The sequence below is a fragment of the Leuconostoc citreum genome (assembly GCF_007954785.1).
Classification (GTDB): domain Bacteria; phylum Bacillota; class Bacilli; order Lactobacillales; family Lactobacillaceae; genus Leuconostoc; species Leuconostoc citreum.
Map to the genome: position 1 here is coordinate 1,329,192 of NZ_CP042410.1, position 15,259 is coordinate 1,344,450.

General features: G+C 39.2%; 13 protein-coding genes. All 13 read right to left on the minus strand.

Going from position 1 to position 15,259, the window contains the following annotated elements; genetic code table 11:
* Positions 1 to 12: 12 nt before the first annotated feature.
* Positions 13 to 663 carry a YfbR-like 5'-deoxynucleotidase gene (locus FGL72_RS06540; RefSeq protein WP_176606018.1) on the minus strand — a complete coding sequence of 217 codons (651 nt, stop codon included), beginning with the start codon at positions 661 to 663 and terminating at the stop codon, positions 13 to 15.
* A gap of 64 nt (positions 664 to 727) precedes the next feature.
* Positions 728 to 3,274 (minus strand): bifunctional lysylphosphatidylglycerol flippase/synthetase MprF, encoded by a 2,547-nt coding sequence (gene mprF / locus FGL72_RS06545; protein ID WP_004907382.1) that lies wholly within the window; start codon positions 3,272 to 3,274, stop codon positions 728 to 730.
* A complete protein-coding gene (locus tag FGL72_RS06550) occupies positions 3,261 to 3,998 on the minus strand; it encodes an alpha/beta fold hydrolase (RefSeq protein WP_004905161.1) in 738 nt (245 codons plus the stop codon). Before FGL72_RS06550 ends, mprF begins: the two co-directional genes overlap by 14 nt.
* Positions 3,999 to 4,049: 51 nt before the next feature.
* Entirely contained in the window at positions 4,050 to 4,421 is a 372-nt protein-coding gene (yajC, locus tag FGL72_RS06555; protein WP_004900100.1) for a preprotein translocase subunit YajC, read from the minus strand.
* Between the two features lie 88 nt (positions 4,422 to 4,509).
* Positions 4,510 to 5,727 (minus strand): tRNA guanosine(34) transglycosylase Tgt, encoded by a 1,218-nt coding sequence (gene tgt / locus FGL72_RS06560; RefSeq protein ID WP_004900103.1) that lies wholly within the window; start codon positions 5,725 to 5,727, stop codon positions 4,510 to 4,512.
* A gap of 161 nt (positions 5,728 to 5,888) precedes the next feature.
* On the minus strand, positions 5,889 to 6,500 hold the full coding sequence (locus FGL72_RS06565; RefSeq protein WP_085699726.1) for a JAB domain-containing protein: 612 nt from the start codon (positions 6,498 to 6,500) through the stop codon (positions 5,889 to 5,891).
* Between the two features lie 29 nt (positions 6,501 to 6,529).
* Positions 6,530 to 7,933: an MFS transporter gene (locus FGL72_RS06570; RefSeq protein WP_085699728.1), complete on the minus strand. Its 1,404-nt coding sequence runs from the start codon at positions 7,931 to 7,933 to the stop codon at positions 6,530 to 6,532.
* Positions 7,930 to 9,111: a bifunctional folylpolyglutamate synthase/dihydrofolate synthase gene (locus FGL72_RS06575; RefSeq protein WP_085699730.1), complete on the minus strand. Its 1,182-nt coding sequence runs from the start codon at positions 9,109 to 9,111 to the stop codon at positions 7,930 to 7,932. Before FGL72_RS06575 ends, FGL72_RS06570 begins: the two co-directional genes overlap by 4 nt.
* Positions 9,112 to 9,216: 105 nt before the next feature.
* Positions 9,217 to 10,785, minus strand: a complete 1,569-nt coding sequence (gene cshA, locus FGL72_RS06580) for a degradosome RNA helicase CshA (RefSeq protein ID WP_004900112.1) — start codon at positions 10,783 to 10,785, stop codon at positions 9,217 to 9,219.
* 38 nt (positions 10,786 to 10,823) lie between these two features.
* Complete coding sequence (locus FGL72_RS06585; RefSeq protein ID WP_004905167.1) at positions 10,824 to 11,960, minus strand: serine hydrolase domain-containing protein; 1,137 nt, start codon at positions 11,958 to 11,960, stop codon at positions 10,824 to 10,826.
* A gap of 20 nt (positions 11,961 to 11,980) precedes the next feature.
* Positions 11,981 to 13,315, minus strand: a complete 1,335-nt coding sequence (locus tag FGL72_RS06590; protein WP_004900118.1) for a UDP-N-acetylmuramoyl-tripeptide--D-alanyl-D-alanine ligase — start codon at positions 13,313 to 13,315, stop codon at positions 11,981 to 11,983.
* Positions 13,316 to 13,428: 113 nt separating this feature from the next.
* Positions 13,429 to 14,805, minus strand: coding sequence for a 23S rRNA (uracil(1939)-C(5))-methyltransferase RlmD (rlmD, locus tag FGL72_RS06595; protein ID WP_004907390.1), 1,377 nt, complete (start codon positions 14,803 to 14,805; stop codon positions 13,429 to 13,431).
* A 130-nt stretch (positions 14,806 to 14,935) separates the two neighbouring features.
* Positions 14,936 to 15,202, minus strand: a complete 267-nt coding sequence (locus FGL72_RS06600; RefSeq protein ID WP_004900125.1) for a type B 50S ribosomal protein L31 — start codon at positions 15,200 to 15,202, stop codon at positions 14,936 to 14,938.
* Between the last annotated feature and the right edge of the window lie 57 nt (positions 15,203 to 15,259).

The window sequence follows — 15,259 nt, forward strand, 5'->3', positions numbered from 1 at the left end:
TTTCTCAGTCAGTTATTGTTGTGCTGCAGCAAAATCTGGTAACAGACTTTTAGCTAAGTCAAATAACAAGTCCTTATGAATGAAATCTTCTGAAAAAATATCAGGTAAAATATCTGTTGCAATGTATTTAACACTCGCCATATGTTGAAATTCAGCTAATGCTTCCAAACTGCTTTGGAAAATGTTAACAAAAACAGGTTCTGGATTGAATTTTTCTAATTCACCGTAGGCCTCATACATTAAGTCAACTTTATCGGCAACAGATAATATTTCACCTTCAATCGTTTCATCTTTTCCTTCACCCAATCGCCGGGTGTAGGCTGCTTGAAATTGTGTCGGAATTTCAGTTTTAATGAAATTTTCAGTCATCGTATCTTCAACATCAGCTAACATTGAACGCAAGGTTGCGGTGGCATATTTAACTGGTGTTTTAATGTCGCCAATAAAGCGCTCAGTATAATCATGGTTCAGCGCTTTTTCATAGACCGATTGCCAGTTGATGGTTTTACCATTTTGCTCTTCGACATCTGCTAGAAATTGTGCAATCTGCGCCACTTTCCAAGAATGCGCCGCAACATTGTGTGGTTGATATTTGAAAAATCCTGGTGCCCGGTTGATGAGCTCTAACTGATTCATCCCCATAAAAAATTCGTGCATTGGCATCATTAATTGGTCTATGACACGCATCAGTGAGATAATGATGGCATCATATTTCCTCCTCTATATATTAAAAATCATTATCTTTATCATACACGACTTTAAACGCTGGTGCACGTTTGACACCCTTATTATCAATTTTGAGTAAGCCAATCATTACCATGATAATCCATGATTTTCTAGAATAGGCAATATACATCGGCACCCATGTTTTTGTGAACTTACTCTTATAATGATGTAACCCTTCAAAGGAATACACTTTTGAGCCAAATTGATAAACCAGATTAGCTAATCTTTCTCGACCAAAGCTTTGCCTATGTTGTCCAACATTAGCTAACGGTGACATGCCTAAATTAAGTGTTTGTAATCCTTGAGACTTGGCATAAGCAATTGTATTAACAAACAAAACATCCATAACGCCATTTGGCGCTGCCTTTGTGAATCTCATTAAATCTACAGCCATTTGTCGTTCGGTATGGGACGTTACTAAAGTGGCATAAGCTTCAATTCGATTATCTTTAGATAAGACAGCAATCGGGTAACGTTGTATATAATTCTGATCAAAGAAACCTAAGGAATAGCCTTTTTCCTCTCGCCCAGCTAACCATTCATCACTAATTTTTTGTAATTGCTTCAAGATTTCTTCATTAAACGGTGGTGTGAGAACTTTAAATTCAAAACCAGCTCGTCCAGCTTGATTAACAACAGACCGGACATTCTGCATTTTTTTACCCGCCGTAGAGAATGCATCTAATACAACATGTGCTTCTTCTCCTAATTTGAAAAAATCGTACCCAAATTCATGTGCTAACATCGCAATTTGTTCACTCACTTCGTAAAACACTGGTACGTAGCCTAACACATCAGCATCATCAACAAATTGTTGCATCGCTTCAGCAAAATAGCTCGCATCACCAAAAGGATCACCCATCACCATAGCTTTATTGTTAACTAATCTAAACTGCATGCCTACGCTATCTTCGTGATTGACTTGATAATAATAAAAGCGTTTATCACCTAAAAATGCTAGGTTGGTATAATGCGTATCGCCAATTGTTAAAATACGATTAAGCCGTATTTCATCAAATGATTCACCTAATTGTTGTTGATGGGCATGTAAATAGCGCGATAGCAATAAGCTAAAGGTAGCAACAACTAAAATAACAATGGCGCCCATAACCCACCAGTGAACAGAAGGTATCATGCCTCGTTCATGAAAATGATAGTTGTGTTTAAATATTGGCGTATTTACAATACCGAGTAATAAATAACTGATAATCAACGCACCCCAAATTGCCCCGTCAACAATTTGCTCTTCCCATGAATGAATAAATTGTTCTCGGTATAAGGTTTGCCGAGTTGTCATAAACGCGAATAACAACACCCCCACCAAAACCATCGGTACAATGTGCCGATATTCAAACAGTGCATAAATAATAATGACAACTAATAAGACGATAGTTGACTGATACGCCCTTTTAACACGATTGGCCACCCCTCGGGCACTAATGAGTAATAAAAATCCCAACAAAATATTTGGTAATTGATTAGCTAAAGCATATGTAATCGGCCAAGACCGTAAATGATTTAATATCATAACACGCTGCACAATGGTTGGCATTGTGCCTGACAAAACCAGTAAAATACCAGTCAAATATAACATCACTGTTGTGACTTGATGTGTTACTGCGCGTGCAACATAATGTGGCACACCACGGTAATCGCTATTAATTTTTTTGGATAGTCGATAAATCAGTAAAATAAACGCACTCAGCAAGGGTATTACATTATATACGACACGGTATAAAATAAGCCAAACAACCACCTGATCCGAGTTGACTGATAAATCTGATAGGATAAAAAGTACAGCCACATCAAATGAGCCCCACGTACCTGGTGTCATGGAAACTAAAGCAATTGTACTGGCTAAGATGAATGCCAGCATCATAATGGCCAAGCGCAAATGAATTCCTAATGTGACACCGATAGCAACAAATAGCGCCATTTGTAAAACAAAAGAAGCGAGTGATACCGTTAATAGCCGTTTAACAACCAATAAGTTGATGCCTTGCCAAAAATGAAAACGCGGTACGATAGAAATGAAACCAACAACAATAGCCATCATTAAGATGGCTATTAACCAAATCATGTTTTCTTCAAATCCCGTCAGAAAATGCAGCCATATTGCGACAATAGCAGCAGCACTTGCCACTAATAAACCAGTAAGACCCAACAAATATACTTGAAGATAGGGCTTCAAATGACTAGATTTTTTTTGATCAAAATAGAACACTCGCCGCAATAGCAAACTCACTGTGCCAATAAAACCAGCATTAATATTAAAAACGTTAATCAACCAAGCACGTTGTATCAAGTCAGTTCGTTTAATATTGTATGCTTGCCAACGTGCCAAAATAAAGTCACTCAACAACGTGGGTACAATAGTGACAAATCCAAATATAATTAGCAGTAGCGCTTGCCACCAAGTAATTTGACTAATTGTTTCTAGAATCATGTTCCACGTAATCTCACGCGTCATAAAGACTAGTTGGCTAATCAATATTACTGTAACCGCTGGAATAATTAAATGTGACAAGATTGACTTAATTTTTGGCATGTTTTATTCCCCCGAGTAAAAATGGCATGACTAATCGACTAAATTTTTTAGGATTAGTGTAAGTTATAAAATGACTGTGTCTAGGTATGACCATCATTTCAGCATGTGGTAATAATTGTCTGATTCTCTCAATGTGTCGACGCTTAACCAAGTCAAAGCTACCGATGACGAGTAACACATCACCCGCAACACGCTGTAAATCGCCCCGCGAAATGTTGAGTGGCTCACTCATAACATGCAGCTGTTTGTGGCGCCGGGCTGCATAATGACTAATCGGTGCTAATACACGCGTTAAATGCTGCGCAAAACTATCAAGCCACCATAGAATCTTATAAATGCCTTTTTTACTGAGGTTTGGTGCATTGAGTACCATCCGATAAACACGATTAGGGTATACAGTCGCATATTTTATAGCGATATTTGCACCATCACTATACCCGAGTATAATAAATTGCGACAAATTAAAAGTTTTTCTCATAAACTCAATGTCTGAAACTATAGCCATAATTTCTATTTTATTTTTAGTATTGGAAGAGCGACCATGGCCGCGTGAGTCTAGCGCAATAACATGAAAATATCTTGCATATTGCTCAATTTGAGGCTTAAAATAACGTGCAGAACTACCGTTCCCATGCAACAAAAAAATGGTCGCATGTGTCATACTACCATATTCGTCATATACAATTTTTGTCCCATCCGGCACGATAATTGATTTTGTTGTCATTTAGTAATTTCCATTCAAAAAAGAGAGCTATTGCTCTCTTTATTATACCGCTTATTTATCTGAAGGCTTATCAGTTTCAGATGTAATATTTTCTTTTGCATCTGCAGTTTCATCTTTAGCAATAGGCTTCAAATCTTCGACTGCAACTGTTGGTTCTGCCTTTGGTGCTTCAGGTACGATTGTACGAATAGCTGCCATATCAAATGTTAAGATGACACCTTCTGCATCTAGATCAACTGTCTTTGCAACTTGATCAACACTATCTACAACCGCATGCAAACCACCAATTGTTATAATCTTTGTGCCTTTTACTAGGTTACTTTGACGTTCCTCTTGCGCTGCACGTTGCTTTTTTTGTTGGCGGCTCATAAACCAAAACATACCAACAATCAAAATTAATGGGAGAATCAAACTTAAATTCATATAATATTTCCTACTTTCTTAACTGATACGATTCATTGTTGTGTAAACAGTATAACTTAATTATACCAAACAATACACAATAATTGTCTTAAAATAAGCGCGCATTTGGCTTATTATAACCGTATTCTTCCATTACTCTTGCTCGGAATTCAAGTAATTCATCATTTTCGATGGCCGTTCGCATATCTTCCATGAATTGTAACAAGAAACGTAAATTATGTTGCGATGCTAGTTGGGCACCCAATATTTCGTTAGCGTTAAACAAGTGATGCAAATACGAACGTGTCAAATTTTGGAAAGGATTGTAGTCTGGATTATCGAATTGTGCTTGATTACCGAATTGCGCTTGTCGAATATGATTTGGTGAATAGTAGCTCAAATCAGGATCCAATGGTGAAAAATCATTTTTGTACTTAGAATTCTTGATAACAACGCGGCCATAGCGTGTCATCAAGGTCCCTTTACGTGCAATGCGAGTAGGCAACACAGAGTCAAACATATCTACACCGCGAATTACACCGTCAATCAGTGAGTCCGGTGCAGCAACCCCCATGAGATAACGTGGCTTATTTTCTGGTAATAATGGCATAGTGAAATCTAGTACACGGTTCATTTCCAGTTTGGATTCCCCTACAGATAGACCACCGACGGCATAACCTGGTAGGTCCATTCCCACCAAGCCATTAGCCGATTCTGTACGGAGTGCCTTGAATCCAGCGCCTTGCACAATACCAAACAATGCTTGTTTTTCAGGATTACGATGCGCAACTTGTGCTCGATCAGCCCACCGTAAAGAGCGCTGCATTGATTCTTTAATATAATCGAAACTTTCAAAATACGGAATCGCCTCATCTAACTGCATCATAACGTCAGATCCCAAGTTATTTTGAATACGCATGGCCACTTCTGGTGATAAAAACATTTTATCGCCATTAACATGGTTTTGGAAGGTAACGCCTTCTTCTTTTAGCTTTCGTGCATCTGATAGAGAAAAAACCTGAAAGCCACCAGAATCCGTTAGAATTGCTTGATCCCAGCCCATATACTTATGTAAGCCACCAGCTTCGGCAATTAATTCATCACCTGGCCGTACCCATAAATGATAAGTGTTACTCAAAATAAATTGCGAACCAATTTCTTTTAACGCTCGTGTACCTACACCTTTGACTGCACCTTGTGTACCGACAGGCATAAACATGGGTGTCTCAAACGTCCCATGTGGCGTATGTATACGCCCTCGACGTGCCCCTGTATGTTTTTCGGTATGAAGGTGTTCGTACCATACTGCTGGATGTTCTTGTCCCATGTTTTATCTGTTAGGCTAAAGACGTTGACTATGCAACGGCGCAATAGCTTATTCCTTTTCTATCAATGTCGATATCAAACTTACCCATATTATTTTACCAGTTTTTGATGCACAAAAAAAGTAGCGTGTTCTTGTGCAGGCGGCATATCATCATGATCTAATTAAGCAGGACACTTGAGTTGTGCATTTTCAGATAAACTCCAGTAGCTGTCATAGGTGACAACAAAAGAATCAAACATTGGCACCGCCATCTGATCACCTAATTTCTTTAACCGTTGACTAAAGGCGATATCGGTATCCGATGGCATAACATTCCCACTCGGGTGATTATGAATTATCATAAATCCTAACGCGTTTGCTATCAAGACGCGCTGAAATATTTCACGTGGTGAAGATTGGACACTGGTTAAACTACCAATAAATACCGTTTCCCAACCTATAACATTTAACTGGGCATCAAGTAGTGCCACACACAACTGTTCTTGCTTAAAATGACCTAATTTCTGCTGAGCAAAGTGGCCAATATTTTCGGAAAATTTTGCATTTAATAATACTGGTCGTATACTCGCTGCCACCTGCTGCCCAATCGCAATACCGGTGAGCAATGCGCCATGTAACGTTGGATTATCCGCAATAAAATCCATCATCGTATCATGCCCAATCTCATTCAAATCATAATCATGGGGGAAAAACCGTCTTAAGTCATCAACGCCCTTACGCCCATCATATCCTAGCAATGTATAAAATTTTTCGACTTGATCATCTAATATCATTTTCTACCTCTTACTAGAATGATACGTGATTAAGCCTTGTTATTCACAACCCTTAACGCCCTAAGCGATAGTGTTGCCGCCACAATAACAATAATGATGTCTAACCCAAATAGCCAGGTTGTCCCAAGACTTGTTTTGGCCATATAGTTCAAAGTGCTATTGTGGTTTTGAAAAATAGTCATCACACCAGCAGCAAGTGCAATACCGACAGCTGCTGAATAGTTATTGGTTGCTGAAAAAATTGAATTTCCCGCACTTTGGTACGCAACCGGTACATGGCTGATTGCATGTGTCATGTTGTTACCAAACCAAAAGCCGGCACCAAGTTGCACTACCATAAAGCTCAATGTCATATTGAAAACACCTAATGGTAAAAATAGCATCATCATTGCACCAACAATAATCATTGTTATGCCAGTGACGATTGGCAATCTAGGCCCGTAACGATCGTAAAGTCTACCAGAGACAATAGCCATAAAAGCATAACCCAGTGCGCCAGGCAATAACGTCAGCCCAGCCACTTGTGAATTTTTCAAAAGTACAATTTGAAGCGCCATTGGTATGGCATAATTAAATGTTAAATTTGCGACCTGTGTCGTAAAAGACGCCGCAACACTCAAAGAAAAACTCTTAAATTTAAAAATAGCCGGATCAATCAGTGGATATGTAATACGTTTTGATCGTTTGAAGTAACTCAGCAAGCTAATAATCATTACTAGTAACAAGACAACACTAATCACATTGATCAATCCATGTGTGCTAAGTCGTTCAATTAAGAAGATACCTGATATAAAAAACAAACTTAATTGTAACCAGCCGAATAAATCCAATTTTTCTCGGACGACCTCTGAAACTTGTCTAATTGTAAACCAGCCTAAAATAAGTGACCCTATCTGAACAGGTAACACAACCCAAAACACTGTACGCCAACCGAAGTTTTGCGTTAAATAGCCGCCAAAAGCCGGTCCAATAGCTGGCGCAAAAGAAATTATTAGTGAACCCAAACCAACCATTGTGCCGCGCTTTTTTTCAGGTACCTGTTCAAAAATAACATTGTACATCAGCGGCATGCCAACACCGCCACCGATGCCTTGTAACAAGCGGCCAAACAAAGTCAGACCAAAATGACTACTGACTGCGTCAATTAAAACCCCTAAAATCGATATGACTGTCGCTACAACAAATTGACTACGATTGGTAAACCGCTTCTTCAACCATGGTGACAATATAACTACCATACTTGTCAATAAAATAACACCAGATGTTAACCATTGCACTGTACTTGACGGCACATTAAAGGTTCTCATCAACACTGGGAAACTAACATTCAAAGCCGTCTCCAACATAATATCGGAAAAACCTAAAAGTCCGATTGCTAACACACTCAATATTAAACGAATGGATAATTTTTTTTCAGTTTGTATTCTCATCATAGTTGATTTCTCACCTCACTAACAAAATATAAAGAACCTGTAAAAATTGTCATATCACTATGACTTTCATGAAAAGCTGTTTGCCAACTATCAGCCGTCTTGATGGCATATTGCTTAGCAACTGATGAAATATTTAGGCTGTGTCTACCGTTAGGGCCAGTAAAAGGTACCAGCACAATATCAAATTTAGCTTGTGTCAAAATATCGCTGAAGGCTAACACAACGTTTTTATCCATCAGACTGCCGATAATTAATGTCTTCGTTTGCTTTTCATATTCTCCCGTATTCAGGGCGGTCACTAATTGCATTAACCCTTGGTAATTGTGTGCGCCATCGATTATGATACCTGGCCTAATTGTCTCAAAACGCGCAGCAAACTGGCTTTGCTTCAGACCATTTTGAATTTGTTCAACCGTAATACTCTCATCAAAAGCGTTGACTGCCGCCACTGCAGTGGCAGTATTTTGTACTTGATATTGTCCAGGTAGACCTTGCTCAAATTGGCCAGAATGTCCATGAATTATTGGCCTTTTTGATCGCTTTTCAATAACCCATTGCGCTGCTTCTGGCAATTCACCTATCACAACCGCCATATTATCATGAATTATTCCGGCTTTTTGCTCAGCGATTGCTGCGATGGTATCACCTAACAGCGCTTGATGATCTAGGCCAACACTTGTGATGACAGCAACAGTTGCGTTTGGCATCACATTTGTCGAATCAAGTTGACCACCAATACCCACTTCGATAACCAAAGCATCTAACTTTTCACGAGCAAAATAGGTCATCATAATTGCCGTCAAAACTTCAAATTCGGTGGGCACATCTGGTGCCAACTGTTGATCCACAGTGATTAATTTTTTTTCTACTAATTGTGCCACTTCTAGTAAGTCTTGTTCGGCAATCCACTGATTATTAATCTGTATTCTCTCTCTAAAATTAACAATATAAGGGGAAATAAATAAACCAGTACGATAACCTGCAACACGTAAAATGTTACTAGCCATTGTAGACACTGATCCCTTACCATTTGTACCAGTCACATGGATTGCCGGCGGTAATTGCTCTTGCGGATTATCTAATGCATTTAAGAGCGTAAACATACGATGCAGAGATTCCTTTTGCCCACCCTTTGGGCGGCTATGAATAAAGGTAATCGCGTCTTCTACTGTCTTCATGACTATCCTCCAATAAGTGCAATTGTACTGGGAAATGAAAAACCGACCAACAGCTTGTTTGGACGGTTTCATCGTTTTATCTAAGTAGTTATAAATAGCTCAGTGTTAATCTTTTTCACGGACAGTGAATTCACGACGCTGGCGTGATGAATTATTTGATCGTCCCTCATTTGAACGACCATCACGACGCTTGTAATCACCAAAACGACGTTCACTGTTACCACGACGCTCACGGTTGCCACCACCGTTTCTTGAGCCGCCACTGCGATTACCACCACGATAACCACCGCCATTGCCACGACGATCGCCACCACGGCCACCACCATTACGTGACCCACTACCATTTCTACGCCGTGGTAATGGCCGTTCGCGGGTAATTTCAACTGGTGTATTCTGCTTTTCCAAATCTGCTACAGATGACAAAAGTGCTGCCGCTAATTCTTCTGAAGAATACTGGTTTGTCAACTTATCAACTTCTGTTTGAATTTCGCTAACATCTGTTTTTTTGACAATATTATGCACTTCATCTGCCGCATTTTTAATTTTACCAATACGTGCTTCTTTCAAAGAAGCTGGCTCCAATGGTGTCATACGTTTCTTGGTAAGATCTTCAACTGCGCGAAGGTAATCCATTTCATTTGGTGCAACTAGTGTTACTGAAACGCCTTTAGCGCCAGCTCTACCTGTACGGCCAATACGGTGAACATATGATTCAGGATCTTGAGGAATATCAAAGTTATAAACATGTGTAACATCCTTAACATCCAAACCACGTGCAGCAACATCAGTTGCTACCAGAATATTGATTTCGTGTGATTTAAACTGTGCCAAAACGCGTGAACGCATTTGTTGCGTCAAATCACCGTGCAAGCCAGCTGCACGATAGCCACGTGCTTCTAGACCACGTGATAATTCTTCAACACGACGCTTGGTACGACCGAACACAATCGCCAACTTAGGTGCTTGTACATCAAAGATGCGTGTCATTGTATCAAACTTTTCATTCTCGCGCATACGTACAAAATACTGGTCAACTAAATCAGTTGTCAATTCTTTTGCTTCGATTTGAATATGCTCAGGATTAGTCATGAATTTGACACCAATACGCTTAATAGCTGGTGGCATTGTTGCTGAGAATAGCAATGTTTGACGATCTGCTGGTGTGTTCTTGATAATTGATTCAATGTCATCCAAGAATCCCATATTTAACATCTCGTCAGCTTCATCCAACACCAATGTCTTAACATTATCAATTTTAACTGTCTTACGGTTAATATGATCAAGCAAACGGCCTGGTGTACCGACAAGAATTTGTGGATGCGATTTCAAGTTTTGAATTTGACGACGAATATCTGCACCACCAAAGACAACTTGCACATCAACGTGCTTATCACGGCCTAATTTTTTAAGTTCCTCAGCCGTCTGAATTGCTAATTCACGTGTAGGTGAAACAATTAAAGCTTGAATGTTTTTATTACTTAAATCAATGTGTTCTAATATTGGCAAACCGAAGGCAGCTGTTTTTCCAGTTCCTGTTTGCGCTTGTCCAATAACATCTTTACCCGCTAATGTTAGCGGAATTGTTTTTTCTTGGATGGGTGTTGCTTCCACATAGCCATGTGTTGCAATAGCATCCAAAATATCTTGTGACAAACCTAATTCACTAAACTTCAAAATTTTTCTCCTCTGCGCTTTGTAGCGCCTATAGCCATCTAACGTGTTTTAATGGCTGTCATTTGTGTAAATAGTGCTTTTGCCAGCGGTTGCCAGCTTTTCCCTCTTACGCGGCTGTTGCTTAACAAAATAACTGCACTACGTCCATTATTTGTTATAACAATTGTCGGTTCAAACCCATCCAATATGCCATGGCCACTATTGTACTTACCCCAATGATATAAGCCACTTGAATAGGATTCTCCGACAACTGGTTGCCACATATCATGCAAACGTGAGACAGTAATAATCTTGTGATCAATCAACAAGCGATAATAACGATATAGCATGCCCGCAGACATTGCCACATTGCCGGTGCCCGTTTCTCGTGCGTACTGACGCGGATTATCGGGGACGATATTACCATTTTGATAAGCTATCGTTCGATGCTCACTATGCATAAAGTTTTCATAGTTAGCAATATTCAAATGATACTGCTTATTAAACACATTGTTAAATAGCTCCCAATAACTTTGGTGCGTAATCTTCATTAAAATGCCAGCTAATAAACGAAAATTAATAGCTTGATACGTCCACCGATTTGATGGTAACAGCTTAACATGGCTGGCATCGAAGTTAACATTATCTAACTCAGAGATAACGTTTTGATCTTCGCCTGTTTGTGATAAACCACTAGTCATCGTCAATAACTGCTTAATCGTAATTCGCCTTGCATTAGGTACGTTAGGGTAATATCTTGCTAACAGTGTTTCTAGACTCAGCTTCCCCTGCTGAACTTGTTGCATAATCAACGTTGCCGTAAAACTTTTCTGTATTGAGGCAATTTGGAACAGTGATTGCGGGTTATTGAACCGATCTTCTGCCTCATTCGCATAACCGTAACCCTTTTGCAAAATGATACGATTATTTTCCACAAGCAAAGCAGTCCCTGTAAAACCAGCTTTTTCAAGTTGATGGTTAGCCGATACAGCGTGATCATTGTCTTCAAGAAAAACATTTTGATCAATCTGATCTAACGCATCTTGTGTTTCTGGATGTGCGGCCTCAGCTTCATGCATTTTGGTAACTTGATAGAATCCCCAAGTACCAACGCCTAAGATTAGGATAATTACCGTAGTAATCAGAAAATGACGCCACGTAAAATATTTAAGTTGACGATGTTGTGTACGTTTCAATGCTGCTTCCCCAATGACAACTAAGGTTGTTCAGATGTGAGCTGCTGAACAACTTCTTCTAAATGAATCCCATGGCTGGCTTTTAGCAAAATAACGTCACCGGGCTGACTGATAGCCAATAAATCTGAAGCCAATTGCTTGAGCTGATCCGTTTGATACAAATGCACCCTTTCCACACCCATTTTTGACATTAAAAGTGGTGCGGTATTTTGATTAAATAATGATCCTACTAAGTATACACCGTCAACATCTGTATCGAGTATTTTTGGTCCCAATTCAGCGTGAAGATGATTTGCTTGTGTTCCCAATTCTAGCATATCGCCTAACACAACATACTTTCGCCGAGCAGGAAGTGACTTTAAGGTTGATAATACAGCAGCAACAGCTGTTGGATTAGCATTATAGACATCACTAATTAAAACAACGCCTTGTGATGTCACTAATCTTTCAGTTCGATTTTTCGTCAAATCAAAGTTTTTTAATGCCAAGGCGGCATGTTTTAAATCAATAGATAGTAGCTTACCCGCTGAAATCGCTGCGAGCGCATTCATAACATTATACCTACCCATGACAGGAATTGCAAATTTTTGTTGTTCAAATGTAAATGTTGTGACAGTAGCCAAGGCTTGAATGGCCGATACTTTTTCGCCAAAGTACTGCCTATCACTTTTAACAGCTGCTTGCGTCAACAAGGGCTCATCAAATGGCACAAGTAAAATACCATCAGATTTAAGTCCCTGTGTAATTTCTAATTTAGCACGGGCAATGTTATCTCTTGTCTGAAAAAATTCAATATGTGCTTCACCAATCATTGTAATAATCGCAATATCTGGCATGACCAAGTGTGATAATACCGTTAGTTGCCCAGGGCGGTCCATGCCTAATTCTACAACCAATACTTCTGTGTCATCTGGCATAGACAATAACGTCATAGGCACACCAATTTCGTTATTATAATTTTCAGGTGTCTTAAATGTTTTAAATTTCGTCGACAAAATAGCCGCAGTCATGTCTTTTGTCGTTGTCTTGCCGTTGGACCCCGTAATAGCAATAACCTTTGGATTAACCATTTCACGACGATATTGTCCTAATCGTTGTAAAGCTAATAATGTATCTGGCACAATAATAGCTGGTATATCTGGTGTTATAGCATGCTGATCATCAACTAGCACTGCCACAGCACCGTTAGCCAAAGCTTGTTGTATATAAAGATGACCATCATGTTCTGACACGAGGGCTACAAATAAATCACCTATCTTAACTTGTCTAGAGTCAAAGGCAACACCAGTAATATCGGCGTCCCCTTGCGAATTAGCCTGAAGCACTGAAGCAATGTTTTTAAGTGAGTCGTTCATTTTATCTCCAAAATAAAAGCACCGTTTTATCTAGCCAATTTTGTACATGACATACAACAATATCATATAGCCATCTTGGTGATACGCGGTGTTTCTGTCATACGTATATTATATCAAGAATTTTTCTTAAATACTGTAATACTTTCTACATGCGATGTTTGTGGGAACTGATCCACTGGCAATACTGGTCCGTCAATATGATAACCTTGCTGCACTAATTCTGACGCATCACGAACTAATGTGACAGGATTACAACTGACATATACAATCCTGTCAGGAGCCATATCTGTCGTTGCTTTAATCAACGCATTGGTTAATCCCCGCCGCGGTGGATCAACAAAGACCACATCAGGTTGTAGGTTGGCTTCTTGCCATAATTTAAATTGTTGTGGCGCATCTGCCAAAATGTATTCCGCATTATCGACGTGATTCATCCGCATGTTTAATTGTGCATCTGCCACAGCACCAGGTACAACCTCAACCCCAAGTACTTTTCGAACCTGTTTAGCCACCGTGATACCAATTGTGCCAATACCTGAATAAGCATCAATAACAATATCTGTTGTTTTTAAATCAGCTTTACGCGCCGCTAAATCGTACAACACCTCTGTAGTCTGTGGATTAACTTGATAAAAAGAGTTTGGGCCAATGAGAAAAGTATAACCTAACAAGGTATCCTTAATAGCCGTTTCTCCCCATAATGTCCGATTATTTGGACTCAACAACACATAATCTTTTTTAGGACTGTAATTAAAAATCAGACTCTTAAGTTCAGGGAGGTTTTGTCGTAATTCTTGTGTAATTGCCGACTCATGATTAATCTGCGCATCATTTGCGACGAGAACCACCATCAATTCATGTGAATAATAGCCACGGCGAATCATAATATATCTAATAGCGCCCACCTGTGTATCAGGATCATAAGCACTAATTTGATAATTTTCTAATACTTCACGTACAGTAATAATCGCTTGGTCGATGTTGGCATCATTGACGAAATAATCAGTCATAGGAACCAATTCATGTGTTCCACGACGATAAAAACCACTAGTTAAATGACCATTTTGCCATTTAACAGGCACAATTGTCTTATTACGATAATAGGTAGGGTTGGCCATACCTATCGTACTATCAACAACAACTTCAATATTTTGTGCTTCAAATAAACGCTTTACCTGTTGCCGCTTTAATTCGAGTTGTGCCTCATATTTCAAATTAACTAATGGTGCTGTTCCCGCCTCAATTAAATATTGCCTTTGACTGTCCTGACGTTGATCAGAAACTGTTAATCGCTCGATAATTTTAGCATAGCCGGAAAATTTATCAACTTGAATAACTTCAATTTTGAGCATTTCGCCAGGAATCGCATCGGCAATATACAATGGATATTTTGACGTGACATAGACAATCCCCATGCCATCAAGTCTAATATCATCAACCGTTGCAACGATTATTTCATGTAATTTAACTGGAAGAATTGTTCTCGACATTATACACAACATATGATTATCGCAAAACCAAATAGCAAAGCTGCAATAACAATATGCCCTCCATTTCTCAATAATAAGATGAATAAAAAATAAAAGCGCTCACTACCGTGAACGCTTTTACTAAGAACAATTACTTGTCTTCGTTGTTCTTAAAACCAAATCCAGCAAACTTCTTGTTGAACTTGTCGACTGCACCATCGGCTTGCGTGAACTTTTGCTTACCAGTGTAGAATGGATGTGAGTCAGATGTGATATCCATACGGATAACTGGGTATTCTTGACCTTCAAATTCAGTTGTATCATTTGATGTAACAGTAGAAGCTGACAAGAACTTCTTACCTGTTGTTGCATCAAGAAAAACAACTGGACGGTAATTTGGGTGGATTTCTGCTTGCATAACTATTTCTCCTTAGCGCCCTGAAACTTCTGTAACAGAGTCAGTATATAACTAGTA